Here is a 20767-nt window from a genome sequence, read left to right on the forward strand (position 1 = left end):
TATAGTTATAACCTCTCATTTGTAATTATTATTTTATACTTCCATTCCCTTACCTTTAATTATTCTTTTTAATTTTGCTATTTACCCTTTTGATTATTCTATTTGATTTTTTACCTATTGTACTTTAACAGATTTTTTTCTATTATATACAAATAGAATTACTCCTATTAATATGCAAACTGTTGCAATAATAGCTGGATAATTTCTTGAACCAGTTTTAGGCAAGGTATCATTATCCTCTTTATATTCACTGCTATTTTGTTTATCAGACTTTAAGTTTTTATTATCACTATCTGCATTGTCTTTAATTGAATTTTTATCTGATGATTTTTCTTTCTCTTTACTAATTTTCTCTACATCTTTTGATATTTCAGGAATAATATTATAATTTTCAATATATTTTTTCTCTGATTCTGGTATAGATTTATAGTTAGTTTCTACTTCATCTATAATATTCTTTATCTCATCTACATTATTCTTATCTACAGTAATCTTTTTATCTCCATCCATAAGTTTTTCATTAATTAATGCATTTATAAAGTCAACCTTCGCTGGAATAAAATACTGCTCATAACTAGTAATAGTAGCTAAATCTTCTTTAGTAAGTCCATTAATGGCTTTATCTACATTATCTATTAACGACTTACTATTAGTATTAATGGCTACACCAATTAATGTATTTTTAATAAGCTCGTCTACTTTTTTTATTTGATTTAATACTTTTTCTAATTTTTCTTCAGCTTTTTCTAATTTAGAAAGATTTGTAACTAATTTTTTACCGCCATCACTTAATTCATCATATCTTGCTCTTGTAGATACGATGGAAGCACTGTCTACAGAAGTAATTTTGTCCACTGGTTTTATATTACCTATTGCTTCCATAACACCTTTTGCTGAAACAGCATTCTGTAATTCTTCTACTTTTGCAACAGCCTTAAGTAATTTATTTGAATTTGTTATTTTAGCTTTTTCTTCATTTGATAACCTATCATAAGATGCTTTTAAAGCTAGAACTCTACCCTGGGCATCTAATGTTATATCTTTTAATTCTGGCAATGAATCAATACCTTTTATTAAATACTCTATTGGATCAACATTTTCTAATATTTTTTGCAGCTTATCAAAATTAGTAACCTTAGCTTTCTCTTGATCTTTCAAAGCATCATAACGTTCAAATATACGTTTAATTTCAAAACTATTATAATATGGAGAACCAGCTGGGTCTGGTAGTCTTTCAATTTGATTTATGATATCAGCAACACCTATATTAGTATTATTTTTCTTTCCATAATTGTAAAGTATTCTAGCATCATTGTAGAAAACCATATCTCCATTAGGAGCAATTGCTACACTTTGTGAAGCGTATTGTTTTTCTCCTATATTAGTAACCTTTTCATATTTAGGTTTAGTTTGTCCTATACTATCTCTAACAATATACATTACTGAACTGTCACTTTCCTTATCTGGTGCATAAGGAATAATATATAAATAAACTTCTTGATTATTTTCTTTTGTGGCATAAGCTGTAGTTAATATAGGAGTACCTTTTGTAATAATTTCATCTATCCTATAAATCTCTTCCATAGTGTTTGCATCTATTACGTGGAATGGTTCATTACTTCCCATAGTATGTCCACCACCACCAAGATATAATCTATCATTATAAATTACTGGACTTGATTGAGTTCCACCACCATCAACATCAGAAATGTATGCCTTCATACTCTCTTTTTTAAAAGACCCATCACTATTTATCTCATATGAACGTACTACAGCTCCCAGACTTCCAGCACCGCTAGCAGATATATATATACGGTTATTCTTTGGATAATATACAATAGTGGATGAAACCACTTCTTTATTTGGTAAAACCATGGAATCAATTATTTTTCCTGTTTTTGCATCAACAGATCTTACTACACTACCCTCTCTTCTAATTTTACCTTGATCTGCAAATATAACTGCTCCATTTACAAATGCAGGACCCGCATTTGTTCCAAATCCTAACATTGTATTAGTTTCTACAGTCCATGCTGATTCTACCACTTCATCTGATTTTGAAGGATCTACATCTGTAGTTTTAAAAGCAGCATATTTTCCATTACGATCTCTTGGTCCTGTATATACATAACCATCATTGTAAAATACCTGTGCTTGAATTTGTGCACCCTCTGCTATTGAAGCAGTAACAAATAACTGTTCTAAAGTATTTGCATCATATGCGATTAAATATGTTTTCCCTGGCTGTCCGTTTTTTCTTGTAACATGTCTTGGAACAAAAATCTTACCATCACCATAAGCCAAATTTATAAAAAATGCGGCATCTCCTGGAGCTGGTGCAGTTTTTATTACTTTTCCAGTACTAGTTTCAAATTTAATAAGTTTTTCATATATATAACAATAAGTATAGTTCCCTACTATAATAGGAGTGCCTGGAGTAGTAACCCAATCCGAATCGCTTTTAGATTCAGTATATTTCCACTTTAATTCCATTTCTTCACCATTTCTTGGGGTTTTGGCATCAGATACTCCTTGAAGCTTTAAATTTCCCATAAATTGTGGCCAGTTTAAAGTAGTACCAGCTTCTACTAACTTATCTGTTTTTTTCGTTTCAGCAAATACACTGGTAAAATTCGTTAATACCATAGCCATAATAATTACCATGGCCAAAAAATGTTTAAATATATTTAACTTTTTTTTCATTTTTCACACACCTTTTAATTTATTGATTTAAGATATAGTACATATTATTTTAAAATGCTGTAAATTTCCATTTTAAACTTAGTAATTCTATTAATATAGTTAAATTTAAATACATCAGTTTGAATTTAAAAATAATAAGTCAGTATGCTAGTATATTTAACTTGTTATTTCTTTTCATGTACCTTATGTAACTTTAAAACTAGTAAGTATACAACATAAACTTTTAAAAAATCACATAAAAAAATCTTCTAACACGAGGTTAAAAGACAGCGAATAAATAATATGAAAACATTTCCACATTTAACACCCCCCTATTAATCGTAGAGACTTTGGTGAAAAATATAGGCAGATATCCTGACTTAAGTATCATCATTTAAAAATGTCTTCCCAGTTACCCAGTGACATAATATTCTTAAACTCCTCTATTACAGTGGCGGAACCGTTCAGGATTTTAACCTGATTCCCTTTTAATCCATTGCTAAATCTTAATAAATAACTCTTCAGCAACGAAACCCATATTTTATTATTAAATTATTAACATGTTCAAGATAATATTAACTATACGGTATAATATTGTCAATAGTAGAAATCAGTAGAAATACGAAATAAAGAAGAAATTTAGAAATAATTTATTTTAAGAAAAATAAGATAAAAATAGAGACGGTTAAGAACTTTTATCTAAAAATTCTTAACCGTCCCCCTACTTCTTTACTTTCCTCTGCTTAAAGCATAAGCTTCTCTTGTTAAAAACTGCTTTGTCTTAAGATATTCAGGTATGTTCTTTTCCTCATTATTTATAGTTATATTAGCAAATTTCCTTCTTAATTCTAGCATGTACACATTATTGTCATAAGGTAGCTTTCCAATACATCTCAGTCTAAGTTTAAAATTATCATCCAGTTCACTTATATTAAATAGAGTGAGAAATCTTTTACATCTTCCTTTGAAAGCTTCTTCAGGATCAAGATTATCTATTTCAGTGTTATCAAAGATAAAATCAATATTTAGATATCCATCCTCAGCATATATGTTTGATTTGCAGAACTCATTTATATATTGTCTATTTTGATTAGCTCTAGAAATTCTCGAAAATTCCTCAAGCTCATCTATAAAGGTCAAAAAGGACGAATCATCAATAATTCCTTTCATTTGAAAACCTTCACTAGTATGATCAGATATAGCCATAAGTATTGATACAAGTACCATTGTCTTAACATAATCATATTTATTTACATTTAATGTTTTGTAATCTGAATAGTTAAAAGGTCTATTACTAAATACGGACAATTTTCTAAACAAAAGAAAAGCACTCATTATTCCATGTTGGTAGTTTTCAAAATCCTTTGAATATCTAATGTGCCTAGAATAACTAAAGTACAACTGCATTTTAAGTTTATTATTTTTTAAAATTTTACTCTCCTCTTCTGTTAAATTTAAAATTGCTTCTTCATTTACTCCCTTTATCTCCCCACTATATCCATTAAATTTAAATATCTTTTTAATAATTTGCTCTGACTCTTCACCTGATTTTCGTAAAAAACTAAAATTATAACTTATAAGATTTATGAAATCTTTTATTAAATTATCGTGTATATCTGAATAACTAAAATCAAATTCACTAAAGTCTTTTATTCCAAAATGAGGCAGTATACTTTTTATATTTTTATTTATAGAATTTATTTTCTTTATAGGATAGCCAAGATCATGAGTTAAAGCTCCTAAACATCTTACGGAATCATTATAATCTTCAAATTCTTTAATAAGATCATCTAACTCAATTACATCCTGAAATACTTCTGAATATTTACTTTTTCTAAACACATCGGATATTTGCCTTAATTGTTCATCTTCCTTACCGTATTTGTTAAAAAAAATCTTAAATTCATGATTTTTTATAATATATTCACCTAAAAAATATACCCATAGACAGTGCATAGTATGATCTCTATAAAAAGAATCCGATGCAAATATAAGCTCTTCAAAATTTACATATTCATCAAAATATGCAAATAAATCATCATAACCTCTTCTATCAGAATCTATAAAGCTCATGGATGCCTCAAATAGAAGTTTCCAAAGTTTCTTGCAAATTTTAATTTTATTATGCATTTCATCAGCTTCTCTTAAGTTTGATATTTCCCTTAATATATCTTTCTTGTACCATGGTTTATTCTTCAAAAACGCTATTGAATCCTTACCAATCTCATTAATATAAAAATCAAGTACCTTCTTTTCGTTAATTATCCCCAATTAATTCACCCCATTTAAAACTATTATTTTTAACCATTATTTACTATTATATCATTGATATCAAATTAATTACAGAGTGTGAAAAACAGTACAACTAGGCCCATTTAAGATACTTTCTGCATGCTTCAGATAGCTACACTGTCCTCTTACTTTAAATTTCTCTTTTTGTAAATAATAATATAGAAGAAATTATTGATAAGACTGTTATTATAACTGTTATTATTAGAGGTTTACTGGAGAACTCACTTGAAAGCTTCGAGCTTTCTGCTATAAGAGTAAAAGGATTAAAAGAATATTTAAATGTATTTAAAAGAGTTAACAAGATATTTATTCCCATAGATAACAGTGCAACCGCCATAGATTTTTTAAACAAGCTGCTAAACAAAAATATCAATGAAAGAATAAACAATAGATAAATATATACACTAGAAGAACATATAAACACAGTTTTTATATTAGGAAAATCCTGCTTAAATACAATAAAAGAATAATATATGTTTGTGATTACAGAAAGCGTACTTATTATAAATACTACAACCCCATAAAAACAAAATTTTGATATTACAATTGATGCCTTATTTGCTGCTTTTGTTATAGGAAATATTATGTTTCCCTTAGAAATTTCATTGCATAAAACTCCACTAAGTGTAAGACATAAAATCAATACACAAATTTGAGGTAAGGTACTACTTAAATAGTTTGCCACAGAATCCATTGCTGATGTTTTAAAAAGACTTGACATATCAGTTCCATATTGTTTTTCTAAAAGCTTTGGTGTGACTTTTAGCATAGGAGGAGTTAATAGCGCGAAGAAAAAGAATCCCATAAATAATATTATTAGTTTATGTTCTCTTTTAGCCTCTATAAATTCCTTATTTATATATGCCTTAAATGTCATTGCAAACACCTGCCTTAACAAGATTAAAGAATATATCCTCTAATGATACTTCTTTTTTAGTAAAGGATTTTATAGGAGTATTTAAAGATACTAAATATCTAAATAAATCACATTCATCTTTTAAAGTATTATCCACATAAATTAACATTATTTCTTCATTTTGTTTTATATTTTTTATAAATTGTGGATAATTTTGTTTTTGTACACAGCCATCAAAAATCACTTCATAATAAAAGGATGAATACTGCTTTTTAAGTGAGTCAAGAGTAGTTGAAGTAACAATTTCACCTTTATGAATTATAGTTATATAATCACATATATCTTCTGCATCACTTAAAAGATGAGTTGAAAAAAATACTGTCATACCTCTTTTCTTGAGACTTCTAATTATATTCATAACTTCTCTTCTACCTTCCGGATCCAATGCTGAGGTAGGTTCATCCAGTATAACTATCTTAGGATTATTACATATAGCAGTAGCTATCCCCAATCTCTGAAGCATGCCTCCTGAAAGAGTTTTTATGGTTTTATTTGATGCTTCTTTTAGACCAACTACTGAAAGTAATTCATCTCTAGAAAAACTAGAATCTTTAGAAGGAGAAAGGCTTAGTATAAAATCTAAATATTCCTTAACTCTCATATAGTTATAAAATTTAGGTTGCTGAGGAAGATACCCTATAGATTTTCTCTCATCATCATAATTAAGCTCTTTTTCACAAAAGATTACCTGTCCTGATGAAGCTTTTTTCAAACCACATATTATATTCATAGTAGTAGTTTTACCTGCTCCATTTTCACCAATAAATCCGTAAATAACCCCCTGTGGAATCTTTAAGTTTATATTTTTAAGTACCTTAAAATTGCCATAATTTTTATTTAAGTTTATAAGTTCTAAAGTAAAATCATTGTCCCCCTCACATATATTCATTGGCCTTCATCCTTTCCTAATATTATTTAATTCCCTTATAAAATTACTAATTTCATTTTCCCATAATTATTAATTTCATTTTTCTAAAATTACTGCTTTCGTTACTTCTTAATATCATTATTTTCATCACTTCCCTTACATTTGTTTCATATTTTCTAATCCTCATTTCTGCCTATTATTAAAAATGCAATACATCCTATAGAATTAAAACATAGTATTGTCCACGCCCATTTTGGGATAAATTTCACTGGACTTTTTGCTATTATTATAAAACAGTAAATTGAAAAAATAGCTTGAAGTATTAATATTGGTATTAATAATGTAAAATCTATAGTCACAATATCCACTCCTTTACTTCCTATTTGCATTTATTTATAAGCTACAAATTACTTATTTTTCTTCTTAAAATATATTTTTTTATATATTAAATAAATTAAGGCTGAACTAGGCACATTCATTAACCCAATTATTCCCCAAAGCCAAGGATTTGGAATATTATTTTTCATCGCATCTCTGAAAATAATAGTTCCTTGAATAGTCACAAGTATAAGCAGCAATATAATAAGTACTGTATTTCCTGTCACTAGCCTTCCCTCCTTGCTTTTCTTCTAATAATAAATGAATTTATTATTAGTAATAGTATAAGTAATACAAATTGGACTTCCACTATCGCTACTATTGAAACCTTTGTACACATAAATCCAATGAAAATAGACATTAAAGTAGCTACCAATAAGAATTTAATTGTAGCCTTTCGAAGCTTAATATTAAAACCTATTTCCTGTCCCTTTTCTACTATAGAACTTATATCAATAGAAACAGGTATATTATTTTCCATATCATTTGTAATGGACATCTTATCTAAAATAGATTTTAGTTCAAATTCATCAGAGGTAGCACCATCTAGTGACCCCTCATAGTACTTATCAATGTTTTTATTTAAATCATCAAAGGATTTCATATTAGCTACCTCCCTTAAATTTCGAAATAATTTCTTTTATTCCATAATGTAATCTAGAACGTACTGTACCAATTGGACAGTTTAATATATCACTTATTTCTTCATAACTATATCCATAATAGTGCTTTAGTATAAAAACGCTTCTTTTATCATTAGACATGGCTTTTAATATTTTCAAAACCTCCTCTAAATCTTCCTTTATAATTATATCTTCCTCCAAATTATAAGAGGATGGCAAAACATCTAATAGTATATCTGTTTCCTTAACCTTTCTTAAGCAATCCTTATATTTATTAGTTGCAATCTTTATTAACCATGTAGAAAACTTTGCCTTTGGAGTAAAGGACTCTATATGAATAACAGCTGATAAAAGGGTGTCTTGAACAATATCCTCAGTTAAATCTTTATTACAAGTGAGTTTTAATACATATCCCTTTAAAATTGAAAAATTATTACTAATCAATATTTCCAAGGCATATTTATCCCCCTTCTTAGCTCTTGTGATTAAATTTTCTTCATTTTGATTTTGAAGATTCATATGTTTTACTCCTTTTGCTATTACACTTATTTCATTTATTTATTCATTTCATTTATTAAACGTATTAATTTCAAAAAAGTTCAATGAAAAATTAAAATTTTTAGTTATGCAGAATTTTTTTATTATAATTTATAAAGTTTTATCTAAAAATTATAATAAAAAGCTATGATCTAAAATTTGATCATAGCTTTTTATGCGTAATATTATAAGTTTAGCCAATCTTTTTTTAAAATACTCATAATAATTTTATCATGAAATTCACCATCTCTGTAAAATGCTTGTCTCATAACACCTTCTGTTTTAAAATTAGCTTTAGTATATGCTCCAATTGCACCTATATTTTTTTCAGAAACAGTAAGCATTATTCTATTAAGACCTAAATCTTGAAATCCACGTTTAACAATCTCTTTTGTTACAAATGTACCAACACCTTTTCCATGATAATTTCTATCTCCAATAAATATAAAGTATTCTCCTGACAAGTTTGTTTCACTGATTTGAACTATACCAGCATATCCAATAAGATTTTTCTTTGAACTATCTATAATAGCCTTATTATAAGATGATTTATCTACTAACATCTTATGGAACCAATTGGATATTTCATCATTATTTTTGATTTTTTGAAATATAGATAAAGAATATCTTATTACTTCTTTATCTTTTATCCATGAAAAAAAATACTCCTTATCTGACGATTGTAAATCTCTTAATTCAATATTCACACAAAATATCCCCCTTGTTACTCATCCTTTTTTATTTACACCATATTTATTTAGAATATAATATATCACATTGTCAATTTATTTAATTATAAACTTTGCTAAAAAATAAATCTATGTTAAAAATAGCTCAATTATCCCTTATATCCTTCTTAAAAATTACTATTATTGAGATATTCAAAGCTTTCTGCTTGTACTATTGATTAAAACATGTTTATTTATTCTTTATTATTTTTTTACATTTTTATACTTTATTTTAAAATAGTGGTATAATGTTTTTATCGTTATAAAATATTAATGGAGGTGTTCTATTATGAAAAAAACTTTTAATAAAGTTTTTAAAAAAGTTTTTTTATTAGTTCTATCCTTTATGTTATTAACATTAAACTTTACTCCTAACGTCTTAGCTTCATCTGCTTCCTGTGGAAATTCTAATACAAATTCATCATTACCTAAATTAAATAACAATTATCCTATTGTAATGGTTCATGGATTATTTGGTTGGGGAAATGACGAACTCTATGACATTAACTATTGGGGTGGAAAAAATAGTCTAAAAGATATGCTAAATAAAAAAGGCTATACAGTTTTCACTCCTACTATAGGTCCTATATCTAGTAATTGGGATAGAGCCTGTGAATTATATGCTTACTTAAAAGGTGGTACAGTGGATTACGGAGAATTCCACTCAAAAAAAGCTGGACATGCACGTTATGGAAGAACTTATCCTGGAGTTTATCCACAACTGGGAACTTCAGATGCTAATGGATTAAAAAAGATCCACTTAATTGGTCACAGTATGGGTGGACAAACCATTAGAGTATTAGCTCAATTATTAGAAAATGGGGACCCTAATGAAATAAATTGTACTAAAACCAATATCAGTCCTCTATTTGAAGGAAATCATCATTGGATAGATAGTATTACAACTATCTGCACTCCACATGACGGAAGTCAAGAAGATGAAAAGAAACAAAATCTAGAACCTTTTGTTCATGATTTTTTTGCTGCTATGGCTAGTAGTGCTGAAATAAAAAATTCTGATAATCCTCATTTTGATTTTCAGTTAGAGCAATGGGGGCTAAAAAAACAACCAAATGAATCCTACGATAATTATTATAAAAGAGTTTTTAATAGTAACATCTGGGGGAAAACAAAGGACTTAAGCATCTGGGATTTATCACTAGAAGGTGCAAAAGAACTAAATAGTTGGGTAAAAGCTCAAGATGATAAGTTAACAACCACCACTCCAAGTGGTGGTTTATTTTCAGCCCTATAAGGGCTTTTTACCAGCCACACCTAAAGGTGTCTTTCACAGGCCATGGTACTTACAACCTCTAAAGAGGTATTATCTTAAACCATCTTCCTGCTTATCTTTCTCCTCTTGATTTTTTATATATTCTAATATTGTTTCCTCGTCTACGTTACCTACACTTGAAACATAGTACCCTTTTGCCCAAAAATGTCTATCCCACTTTGATGTTTTATTTGGGTACTTATCAAATATCATAAGTGCACTTTTACCTTTAAGATAACCCATAAATTCTGATATACTTAATTTGGGTGGAATACTTACATACATATGTATATGATCCTTGCATATCTTCCCTTCTACCAATGTTACTCTTTTCATTTCACATAACTTTCTCAATATCTCTCCCAAATCTCTTTTTATATTGCCATATAATATCTTTCTCCTATACTTTGGTATGAAAACTATGTGATACGTGCAATTCCATCTACAATGTGATAAACTACTATTGTCCATTTGGACCGCCTCCTCTGTTTTTGATATGGCCTGCGAAACCAATATCATTATAACATAGGAGGTTTTGTATTATTCCATGTAACGCTACTGCTTACCCTATTCTCCCATGCATAGCATGGGGATTAATTTTGTCATTTATTTACTATTTTTCTATATCCTGCGTAGACACACATAAAAATTTACTAAATGATCACCAAGTACCTAATATTAATATGAATCCTATTCTTTTAAAAAGTTCTAAATACCTTGGGCAATACACACGTTTTATTCCTGGTAAAGTACAAGTTGATCGCAGCTGGTGGAGAAACGACGGTATTGTTAGTGTTAGATCAGCTATAAAGCCTCATGAAGGCTCTGAAGATAAAATTGTTAATTACAATCCTAATATTGCACCTAAAAGAGGTTTGTGGAACTATTTAGGAGAAATTAAAAATATAGATCATATTGAAGTAGTAGGGCAAAAAGACCCTCTTTATCGTAAATATCTCCAAAATAAATTTTTTGAATGGGCAAAAATGTTAACTAATCTTCCTGCTTAAAATTATAATATGGGCTGTGGCATTAAAAAGTTTACATACAATATACTGTTTTGCAAGTTTAAACTTAACACAATATATTGTAGTATTTATTTTTAGTGCGACAGCCCCGTTGATGTAATTATTACTGCATTTAAAATAATCGTATTTATATAGATATTTTTGATTTTCCAAAACTTCTTCAATTAATTTGTGTAATCACTTATAATAAGTATAAATACTATCCAGTATTTAGTCTTTAAAAAGTTATAAATTTATACGTTTATACAATATTTTCTTTTTTTATTAAATTATAAAAGCTTAGGATCGGAGTGTGAATTTATGAGACTTCACAGACTTTTAGGAATTATTATGCTGCTTGATTCAAGAGGAACAATGAAAGCAGGAAATTTAGCTAAAATACTTGAAACTTCAGAAAGAACTATATATAGGGATATTGATATATTATGTGAAGCGGGTATTCCTATTATGTCACTTCCAGGTCCTAATGGCGGCTACTCTTTTATGGAGGATTATAAAATAAATTCAAATGTTTTTGAGAGCGGAGATATTATTAATCTTTTACTTTCAAGTATGGGCATAAGACCAGAAAAAAATAGCGAAACAGCTCAACAGCTACAAAATGCCATAATTAAGCTTGAAAAAAGTATATCAACTGAACATAGAGAAGAAATTATTAAGGCTAAAGAAAAATTTTTTATTGATTCAGAACCCTGGTGGGGTAAAAAGGCACAAAATAAGTACATAGATATAATTAAAAAATCAGTGCTCAATTTAAAAAAGATAAAAATATATTATAAAAAATATGATGGAGAGGTATCAGAAAGAATTATAAGACCCTATGGTGTAATAGTAAAAAATTCTCAGTGGTATGTGGCAGCCTTTTGTGAATTAAAAAATGATATTAGAATTTTTAAATGCAGCAGAATTGAAAATACTGAAGTTCTAAGTGAAAGTTTCCATATGTCCGAGAATTTTTATCTGGAGGAATTCTGGGAAAAAAACAAACAAAAATTTGTGAAGCAGGCCTCATCTAAAATAGAGCATAACGCATACCCTGTAAAGGTCAAATTATATGAGGAAAAGAAAAAACTTCTTGAAGGCTTTCATGTGCTTTCTTCCATGAAGTTAAAAGACCATTGGGTTTATGATATAGATATGATTAGTTTTCAAACTGCCTGCAATGTAATATTTACTTTTAGTGATAGAATAGAAGTTCTAGAACCTATGGAGCTTAGAGAGTTTATATTAGAAAAAATCAATAAAATCTTAAATTTATATAAAGTTAAATAAATCCCTGACATAATGTTGTCAGGGATTTATTGATATAATTGATATAACATTAATTGAAGGGGTGAGGGATAATGGAAGAAAAAATAAAAAAACTTTCAGGGGCAAATATGGACATAGATCTAACAAGTGATGGCAAAGTTGATTGGAAGCAAAGTGCTTGTCCTTGGAATAAAAAAGACGGATCAAATAAACATAAATGTGCAGTTAAAGATACTTCAATATGTGAGTATTTTTGTGGTATTGAATATCTAGATACAGTAATTTGTTGTTTCCCTAATGCAAATTCAAATAAATATGAGGAAACAATTAATAAATAGATACCATTAAATGGTATGTGATAAATATAGCTAACAAATTTTAATATATACTAATTTAAAATTTGTTAGTCCATCTATAAATACAAATATGAAGGGAGATATTAACATGGAAGGAAAAATATTAACCATCAAAGGATTCAAAGCTGTAGGTATGACTTACTTTGGTAACAATAAAAATGGAGAAATACCAAATCTTTGGAATACATTTAACAAACGTTACAAAGATATAAAACAAAAAAGTAAATCTATGCTCTGTTACGGTGTCTGTGATGATGAAGCAGATTCCCAGGGTAGATTTCCCTACACTGCTTGTGCAGAAGTAGATATCTTTGAGGATATACCAGCAGATATGGTAACAAAGGTTGTTCCAGAGGGTAATTACTTGGTGTATACTTATAAAGGAGCTATAAAGGATATTTGTGAGTTTTACAACAACATATTTGCAAAATGGCTTCCAACTTCAGGACATGAAATAGATTATAGACCTCAATTTGAATTATATGATGAGAGATTCATGAACAATGGAGAATTTGACGTATATATTCCAATTAAGTAATACTTTATGATTCAACCACAAAAAGGTACAATGTAGTGGAATTATGAAATTTTTCCTCCATGACTTGCATAAAAGCTCGAAACAATAAATTTAATTTAAGAAATTCTAATCTTTTAGCCATATAAAATTAAATTTAAATAGTCCCTTTGCTTCTTATCCAAGTCATTCCAGAGAAATTTCATAATTCAGATAATGTAATACTTTTTTGTGGGTTAATAAACTACCTCATTAAGTTTAGCAATTAAGTCTTGTGAGTTTTTAAAGTGTATTGTGTTAATTCCAACGCTGGCTGCTGCCTGTATATTATCTAAAGTATCATCAATGAAAATAGTTTCCTCTGGTTTTATATTATATTTCTCTAATAATCTCATGTATATTTCTTTTTCAGGCTTTAATAACTTTTCTTTATAAGAAACTATGCCACCTTGAAATAATTTAAAAAATTCATTCTTCTCTATTACATGCTCAAAAGCTAAGTGATGAAAATTGGACAAATAATAAGTATTAATCCCTTTTTCTTTTAATTGTTTTAAAATTTCTATAGTATCCTCCATTGGTGTTAATAAATCATACCAACCATTAAAAGTATCTTTTATTGATTCACTATAAAAGGTATTTCTTTCACTAAGTACCTTTATTGCCTCAGTTTCAGTGATAGTTCCTCTATCCAGCATTAACCATTCATCACTCCTAAATACTAACTCTAGTATTTTTTCAACCCTATCCTTATCATTAAATTTTTTAGTAAGATAATTTTTAGGATCAAACCTTAGTAAAACATTTCCTATATCAAATACAACATTTTTAATCATTTTGCCCTCCAAATATAATATAAGCACTTATCTTTGTGTGTTTTTAGTTTATATTCCTTTCATTTAGAAATCCTTTTTGTTTAGATTTTCTAAGTAAATTGCCATTTAAGCTTCAATATTATTTAAACATATAAAATAAAAATGGTATTTCCATTTCAGCTTTACTTGCTACTCCCTGTAACTTTTCTTGAAGAATGGACTTTAATTCTATCAAATATTCATCCTTCACATGTAGAAATAAATCTCTGCAATATCCTGCTGGTGACATAATATGGTTGTTTTTATTTTTCTTTAAATACTTTTCTATATTTTATATACTAGTCAATCATTATGTTTTCCACATATATTTATAGATTTTTCACAATCTTAATAATTCGTAATAACATGAAAGCATACCATCTTCTTCAAATTCCTCAACCTTTTTAAATCCGGCACTTTCCAAAGCACCTATAGACCTTTTATTATCTTTATAAGTAAATGCACATAATTTACTGATAGCATATCTTTCAAAAACAAGTTGACAAAATTTTTTTAATGCATGTTTGGCAATCCCTTTACCCCAGCATGTTTTATCAAATATGACTATGCTTACGAATGCCTCCTTCTTATCATCCTCGTCTATTCCATAACACCAGACATCACCTATATATTTACCATCTATATCGATAACTTTTCCAAAACTCCTTGCACCAGGCTTTAATGATTCCTCATATAATTTGATTGCATCGCTTAATGTACCCCTGTTAAATGGAAATAGCCTCTCTATCTCTTGGTCCTGGGACTTTTCCCAAAAGGTTTTTACATGTTCAAGTGTGCGTAGTTTCAATAATAAATTTTCCAAAGTTATATACCCCCTTTGCTTAAGTTCATATGATTTAATTATATCATTAGTGGAATAATGTTTTAAGTTAGCTTTGATTATTTGTACTTAGCATATGAATTGGTAGACTATACTTTTTCTCTTATTCTTTTGCAAACTAAAGTTTAAAAGAACTATGTACGGATATATAATTGACTTTCTAAATCTTATAATAGCTTTTATAAAAGCATTACCTTACAAAATTGGGCAATAAAAGAGAGGATATATATTTTTTATAATGTTAAACTTTGTTTAGGAGGCGATGATATGGAGTGGTTAAAGAGACTAAGTCAATCTATAGATTATATAGAAAACAATTTGGATGGAACTATTTCTTATGAAGAAATATCAAAAATAGCCGACTGTTCCATTTACTCTTTCCAACGCATGTTTAGTTATATTGCAGGTATTCCTTTAGCTGAATATATAAGGCGTAGACGTATGACAGCTGCTGCATTTGAAATACAAACTAAAGAAATTAAAATTATGGATATAGCTTTAAAGTACGGTTATACTTCACCAACTGCTTTTAATCGTGCATTTCAAAGTATTCATGGTGTAGCACCAACTCTTGCTAGGTCAGAAGGAACTCTACTAGAAGCATATCCACGAATCAGTCTTTCAATATCAGTTAGTGGAGGTGAAAGTATGAAGTATAGAATAGAAAAAAAAGGACCTATTCGAATTGTAGGAATAAGAACTGGTTTACAAGAAAATTTTGAATACAATTTTAAAGTAGTACCTGAATTTTGGAATGAAACACTTAAAAAGGAGGACTATTTTAAAATTTGTAACTTAAACAATCAATCCCTTAAGGGCATTCTTGGTTTAACAGTATATGAAAACCCTAAAGAAATTTATTATTATATAGCTACTTCTACAGATAAGAATGCTCCAAAAAATATGCTAGAGTACACTATTCCATCCGCAACTTGGGTTATTTTTGAATGTAATGGTAATTTTAAAGAATCTATTCAAACCATATTTAAAAAATTTCTTACAGAATGGCTTCCATTCTCAAACTATGAGTATGCAGGATTGCCAGATATAGAAATATATCCAATATCCAAATCCCATATTGCTTCCGGATATTCAGAAGTGTGGATAGCAATTAATAAAGTAAGTGAATAAAAAATAATTATAAAGGAGAAAAAAATGAATTATAGTATGAAAATTAAGAGTATTGAACCTATTAGAGTAGCTTATATGAAATATAATGGAGTTGTTGCTGAGGCAAATAAATTCTTTCCAAATGTCTTTAAAGCAATTAATGGAAAGGCAAATGGAGCCCCTTTTATTTCCTATTATGCATTTGATGAGCAAACCAAAATAGGTGAATTGGAACTTTGTGTTCCCACTGCTGAAACGCCAAATAAAAATGGTATATCAATAAAAGAAATGCCTAAAATAAAATCACTTTGTACTACTCATATTGGTTCATATGAAAATCTATTTCTTGCATATAAAGCAGTATATAAGTATGCTAAGGAACATTCTATTTCTTTAAAATCACCTTACCGTGAAGTTTATATTAAAGGGCCTGGATTATTTTTTAAAGGTAATCCAAACAAATATATAACTGAAATTATATTTCCAATAGAAGAGGTGGAATAAATGCTTGCAATTGAAATTAGAAATCTAAATAAGTGCTATAAAAATGGAGTTAGTGCCTTAAATGATTTGAGTCTAACGGTTAAAAGAGGAGAAATTTTTTCTCTCCTTGGACCCAATGGGGCTGGGAAATCCTCACTAATTAATATTTTAACAACATTTTATAACGCTACTTCTAGTACAATAAGTGTTTTAGGAAAAAACTTGCAGGAAAATCCTCATTGGGTAAGAAGTCAAATAGCTTGTGTTTCTCAGAAAATTTCAATAGATGAGCATCTCTCTCTAATGGAAAATATGATTTTTCAAAGTAGATTATATAAGGTTGCTGCTAAAGAAGCTGAAGAAAGAATAAAAACATTAATAGATATTTTTAACCTCTCTAGTTATTTAAAATATCCTACTTCCTCCTATTCTGGTGGTGTAAAACGTAGACTTGACATCGCCATGAATTTAGTTTCTTCACCTAAAATTTTATTTTTGGATGAACCTACAGTAGGATTGGATGTAGAATCCAGGGCATCATTATGGAAAATGCTTCTTAAAATTCGTGATCAGCTAGGGACAACAATCTTTCTTACCACTCATTATCTTGAGGAAGCCGATTTTCTAAGCGATACCATATGCATTATGAAAAAAGGGGAAATATTAGTGCAAGGTTCACGAGAGGACTTAGAAGGTTATATAAAACAAAATGTTCTACGTATTATTTTTTCTACTAAGGAAGACGCTAAAAAGTATAAAGATATTTTAATCAATATGCTCAACACTAAATTTACCACTTTAAAAAATAAATCTTTATTTATAGGATTAGCTGACACTCCTAATGCTTTTATTGAAATTAATAAATGGCTTTTAGAAAATCATATAAAATTTAATGGAATTGAAATGGTAGAACCAAGCTTAGAGGATATTTTTCTTATAATAACAAATTCAGATAAACATAGATTGGGGGAATCGAAATGTTAAATATTTTATGGAGAAATATGAAATGGCGTTTTGAAAATCCTTTATCAATTGTTTTTACTATAATACAACCTCTTATATGGTTAGTTATGTATAGTACAGTTGCCAATTATACAATGCAAAATTTAGGAATTCAAAATTACACTGCTTTTATACTTCCTGGAATCATTGTTTTAGTTACATTGGGTGCTTGTTGTAGCTGCGGATTTATGAATTTTATTATGAGATCTAATGGTAGTTTTTATAGAATTTTAATTGCTCCTATTAGCCGAAAATCAATTGTTTTAGGGCAAATGCTGGAGGCAGTATTAGTTTCCCTTTTAGAAGTAGCCATTTTATGCATTGCAAGCCTCTTTTTTTCTGTTAGAATTCAAACAGGGTTAACTGGACTATTACTAATTATTTTACTTATCTTCATGACTGGATTTTTCATGTCAGGACTTTCGTATTCTATAAGTCTACTACTCCCCAATGAAGTAATTTATGAAACAATAATGAATACAATTGTACTACCATTTTTCTTTTTAAGTACAGCATTGTTTCCTATTGAAGGTTTAACCGGTGCTTTACGAACAATTGTATTAATAAATCCTTTTACACATATTATTAATGCATTGCGTAGTTTAATACTTGGAAATACCATATTATTCTTAGATATATTACCTGTAATTTTATTGTTTATAGTAATGTGTACTCTAAGCTTTTTACTTGCCATGTGGAGATTAAAAAAAGAAACAACTAACTAAAGTTATTATAAATTAACTAATTTAGTAACAACTTCATGTATAAAAGCCGTATTACAAATATGTATTACGGTTTTTATAGTAACAAAAGATTTATATTCGTTTTATATTCGTTTTATATTCGTTTTATATACTTTAATATCTTTATGCATTTTACAGCTCATTGCAATACTTTGCTTAAAATTACATATTACCCAATCATTCTTATTAAAAGAAGATTTAATGCTTATGGTTTGCGTATCTTTTTCCTTAAGTTTTCCTAATAAAATCTTTAATTAATATAAAAAAAATATTATACTTAATAATAGTATAGTAAGCAATACCTATGATTAAAACATAAAAAGGTACAATGTGGTGGAATTATGAAATTTCTCCTCCATGACTTACATAAGAGCTGGAAACAATAAATTTAAATAGTTCCTTTGCTTCTTATGCAAGTCATTTCAGAGAAATTTCATAATTCAAGTAATTTAATACTTTTTGTGGGATAATCATATCTATAAATAGGGAAAACTAGATTGAGGGGTTTATATATGAAAAGAAAAGATATACTTGAATTAAAAAAACGTTTAAAGAAAGATCATTGCACCTTTACTAAACTGTGCGGTTGCTATGTTAATGGTGAAAAAAATATTGTTTTAAATTTTAGAGAAAATTTTTTAAATTTAGATGAGGATGAGTACTTTAAGTATTTAGAAATTGCTAAAAAAGTCCTATCTGGAAGTATTGGCAACAATATTTTAGAACTTAATTTTCCACTCAATGAGAATCTTGAAAATGAAAAACAACTTTCTCTTATTAAGCTTAAAAAAAGTCAATTAAAAGATGATGCTCTACTTCAAGATTTTTATAAATCTATTATAGATAATTATGATTATACCGGCAATTTTTTAATACTAGTTTTTCATGATGCTTATGATGTTATTACTAAAACTAATGATAATTCTAAGATAGATGAATCTGAAGAAATTTACGAGTATATTCTATGTGCAATATGTCCTGTTTCACTTTCAGATCCCGGACTTAGATACTTTGAAGAAGAAAAGAAAATAAAGGCACGTATTAGAGATTGGGTGGTGAATACTCCTCTCCTTGGCTTTGTATTTCCTGCTTTCATTGATCGTAGTTCAGACGTTAACTCTGTTATATACTACACTAAAAATGCAAAGGACCCACATTCTGAATTAATGGAAAATGTTTTAGGTTGTTCTTCAAAACAAACTTCCACTATACAAAAGGAAACCTTCCAAGCAATTATTAAAGATCATATTAGCACTGATGAAAAAAAAGCTGAAAAAACTTTTATGGAAATACAAGAAAACCTAAATACTATGATAGATGAATACAATGAAATGTATGATGATACAGATGCCGAACCTATAACCTTAACACAAAAGGATATGCAAAATCTTTTAATAGAAAGCGGAGTTCCTGAAGAAGTTACTACTAAAATTGAAAAATCTTATGTAGAAAGCTTTGGTGATGACCTGCCTTTAGCAGATAATTTAATTGACCAAAAAGTACTTAAGGCAAATGCTCAAAGAAAAAAAGAAGAACATCTTGAAAAGCAAGTAGAAATACTCCAAACTAGACTTAAAGAAGTTAAACAAGAGGCAGCTGTAGATAATGAAGCTGACCTGTCTACAGAAATTAATGATGATAATGTGGTCTTAGAAGAAGCTGACGATACAAATTCAGAAAATAATAAAGCTGCTTCTGACTATGACGTTATACTTCAAGTAAAACCTGAAAAAATACCTGAAATAAAATCTCAAATAATTAATGGTCAAAAATGCATAGTTATTCCTATTAATGAGAATGAACAAACTACAGTTAATGGCTTAGAACATTTGATTTAATTTATAAAAAGGAGTAAAGAAAAGTAGCAATTTTAAAAGATAAAGTTTGCCATCTTTCTTTACTCCTCTTTATATCTCAAATAATTACAAGGGATAAGGTGCATTTACATACTTTTTTGCCTTCTGGTCTATCGGTGAATTATTTCACTATAGCTAGGGGGCATTAGATATGCTAGAATTAATGGTAACAAGTTTTGCTACAATCTATATTATTAGGCTAGTTTTAAAACATAATCTTTTTATTTCTAAGTTAATTATCAAGATTAAATTTCTTGTACATTAAAAATATCATCATATAACTCTTCAACATAATTAGGACGCCACCTGTCGTATTCACTGTAAACAGAGTTAAATGTGGTTTCTAAACCTTTAATTATTGACATTTTTACCCCTCCCGTTATATAAGATATCTCCTCGACAATTACTATTTACTGAATTGTTTTACGCCTC

Annotated in this window: 23 protein-coding genes and 1 riboswitch; of the genes, 10 read left to right on the forward strand and 13 right to left on the reverse strand. The window is 28.5% G+C overall.

Annotated features, from left to right (window positions below):
* Positions 1-114: 114 nt before the first annotated feature.
* The 9 genes from CC89_RS10205 to CC89_RS10245 all read right to left on the reverse strand — a co-directional run bounded on the left by CC89_RS10205 (position 115) and on the right by CC89_RS10245 (position 9003).
* The gene (locus CC89_RS10205; protein ID WP_035291840.1) at positions 115-2703 is read right to left on the reverse strand and encodes an LPXTG cell wall anchor domain-containing protein; all 2589 of its coding nucleotides are present in this window, start codon (positions 2701-2703) and stop codon (positions 115-117) included.
* Between the two features lie 327 nt (positions 2704-3030).
* Positions 3031-3235: riboswitch (cobalamin riboswitch) on the reverse strand.
* Between the two features lie 176 nt (positions 3236-3411).
* Positions 3412-4953, reverse strand: a complete 1542-nt coding sequence (locus CC89_RS10210) for a hypothetical protein (RefSeq protein ID WP_035291842.1) — start codon at positions 4951-4953, stop codon at positions 3412-3414.
* 151 nt (positions 4954-5104) lie between these two features.
* Positions 5105-5851: a hypothetical protein gene (locus CC89_RS10215; RefSeq protein WP_035291843.1), complete on the reverse strand. Its 747-nt coding sequence runs from the start codon at positions 5849-5851 to the stop codon at positions 5105-5107.
* Entirely contained in the window at positions 5841-6779 is a 939-nt protein-coding gene (locus CC89_RS10220) for an ABC transporter ATP-binding protein (protein ID WP_035291845.1), read from the reverse strand. The genes CC89_RS10215 and CC89_RS10220 overlap by 11 nt, the downstream gene beginning before the upstream one ends.
* A 155-nt stretch (positions 6780-6934) precedes the next feature.
* Entirely contained in the window at positions 6935-7117 is a 183-nt protein-coding gene (locus tag CC89_RS10225) for a PLDc N-terminal domain-containing protein (protein ID WP_207641504.1), read from the reverse strand.
* 48 nt (positions 7118-7165) lie between these two features.
* Positions 7166-7363, reverse strand: a complete 198-nt coding sequence (locus CC89_RS10230) for a hypothetical protein (protein WP_035291850.1) — start codon at positions 7361-7363, stop codon at positions 7166-7168.
* The gene (locus CC89_RS10235; protein WP_035291853.1) at positions 7363-7740 is read right to left on the reverse strand and encodes a hypothetical protein; all 378 of its coding nucleotides are present in this window, start codon (positions 7738-7740) and stop codon (positions 7363-7365) included. Before CC89_RS10235 ends, CC89_RS10230 begins: the two co-directional genes overlap by 1 nt.
* A 1-nt stretch (position 7741) precedes the next feature.
* Entirely contained in the window at positions 7742-8278 is a 537-nt protein-coding gene (sigY, locus tag CC89_RS10240) for an RNA polymerase sigma factor SigY (RefSeq protein WP_035291856.1), read from the reverse strand.
* Positions 8279-8481: 203 nt separating this feature from the next.
* The gene (locus tag CC89_RS10245; RefSeq protein ID WP_207641505.1) at positions 8482-9003 is read right to left on the reverse strand and encodes a GNAT family N-acetyltransferase; all 522 of its coding nucleotides are present in this window, start codon (positions 9001-9003) and stop codon (positions 8482-8484) included.
* Between the two features lie 310 nt (positions 9004-9313).
* Between CC89_RS10245 and CC89_RS10250 the strand changes: the two genes are divergently transcribed.
* Entirely contained in the window at positions 9314-10279 is a 966-nt protein-coding gene (locus tag CC89_RS10250; protein WP_286161339.1) for an esterase/lipase family protein, read from the forward strand.
* Between the two features lie 69 nt (positions 10280-10348).
* Here the strand turns inward: CC89_RS10250 and tnpA are convergent, their stop codons facing one another.
* Entirely contained in the window at positions 10349-10768 is a 420-nt protein-coding gene (tnpA, locus tag CC89_RS10255; protein ID WP_035288110.1) for an IS200/IS605 family transposase, read from the reverse strand.
* Positions 10769-10896: 128 nt separating this feature from the next.
* On the opposite strand from tnpA, the gene CC89_RS10260 reads away from it, so the two are divergent.
* The 4 genes from CC89_RS10260 to CC89_RS10275 all read left to right on the forward strand — a co-directional run bounded on the left by CC89_RS10260 (position 10897) and on the right by CC89_RS10275 (position 13470).
* On the forward strand, positions 10897-11307 hold the full coding sequence (locus tag CC89_RS10260; RefSeq protein WP_035291862.1) for a lipase-like domain-containing protein: 411 nt from the start codon (positions 10897-10899) through the stop codon (positions 11305-11307).
* Positions 11308-11625: 318 nt separating this feature from the next.
* Positions 11626-12597 (forward strand): helix-turn-helix transcriptional regulator, encoded by a 972-nt coding sequence (locus CC89_RS10265; RefSeq protein ID WP_035291865.1) that lies wholly within the window; start codon positions 11626-11628, stop codon positions 12595-12597.
* Between the two features lie 71 nt (positions 12598-12668).
* Positions 12669-12914, forward strand: a complete 246-nt coding sequence (locus CC89_RS10270) for a hypothetical protein (RefSeq protein WP_035291869.1) — start codon at positions 12669-12671, stop codon at positions 12912-12914.
* 106 nt (positions 12915-13020) lie between these two features.
* Positions 13021-13470, forward strand: a complete 450-nt coding sequence (locus tag CC89_RS10275) for a GyrI-like domain-containing protein (RefSeq protein ID WP_035291872.1) — start codon at positions 13021-13023, stop codon at positions 13468-13470.
* Between the two features lie 212 nt (positions 13471-13682).
* Here CC89_RS10275 and CC89_RS10280 read toward each other — a convergent pair whose 3' ends face one another.
* From CC89_RS10280 to CC89_RS10285, 3 genes are all read right to left on the reverse strand, one after another.
* A complete protein-coding gene (locus CC89_RS10280; protein ID WP_035291875.1) occupies positions 13683-14282 on the reverse strand; it encodes an HAD family hydrolase in 600 nt (199 codons plus the stop codon).
* 118 nt (positions 14283-14400) lie between these two features.
* Positions 14401-14550, reverse strand: a complete 150-nt coding sequence (locus tag CC89_RS20515) for a hypothetical protein (RefSeq protein ID WP_185750733.1) — start codon at positions 14548-14550, stop codon at positions 14401-14403.
* Positions 14551-14640: 90 nt separating this feature from the next.
* Positions 14641-15123: a GNAT family N-acetyltransferase gene (locus CC89_RS10285; protein ID WP_035291878.1), complete on the reverse strand. Its 483-nt coding sequence runs from the start codon at positions 15121-15123 to the stop codon at positions 14641-14643.
* Positions 15124-15408: 285 nt separating this feature from the next.
* Between CC89_RS10285 and CC89_RS10290 the strand changes: the two genes are divergently transcribed.
* From CC89_RS10290 to CC89_RS10310, 5 genes are all read left to right on the forward strand, one after another.
* Positions 15409-16272, forward strand: coding sequence for an AraC family transcriptional regulator (locus CC89_RS10290; RefSeq protein WP_035291881.1), 864 nt, complete (start codon positions 15409-15411; stop codon positions 16270-16272).
* 36 nt (positions 16273-16308) lie between these two features.
* Positions 16309-16755 carry a GyrI-like domain-containing protein gene (locus tag CC89_RS10295; protein ID WP_353601467.1) on the forward strand — a complete coding sequence of 149 codons (447 nt, stop codon included), beginning with the start codon at positions 16309-16311 and terminating at the stop codon, positions 16753-16755.
* Complete coding sequence (locus CC89_RS10300) at positions 16756-17718, forward strand: ABC transporter ATP-binding protein (protein ID WP_035291887.1); 963 nt, start codon at positions 16756-16758, stop codon at positions 17716-17718.
* Positions 17712-18461, forward strand: coding sequence for an ABC transporter permease (locus CC89_RS10305; protein ID WP_185750734.1), 750 nt, complete (start codon positions 17712-17714; stop codon positions 18459-18461). The genes CC89_RS10300 and CC89_RS10305 overlap by 7 nt, the downstream gene beginning before the upstream one ends.
* 530 nt (positions 18462-18991) lie before the next feature.
* Positions 18992-20317, forward strand: a complete 1326-nt coding sequence (locus tag CC89_RS10310; RefSeq protein ID WP_035291891.1) for a DUF4317 domain-containing protein — start codon at positions 18992-18994, stop codon at positions 20315-20317.
* Positions 20318-20767: the final 450 nt, after the last annotated feature.

The sequence above is a fragment of the Clostridium sp. KNHs214 genome (assembly GCF_000744935.1).
GTDB lineage: Bacteria > Bacillota > Clostridia > Clostridiales > Clostridiaceae > Haloimpatiens.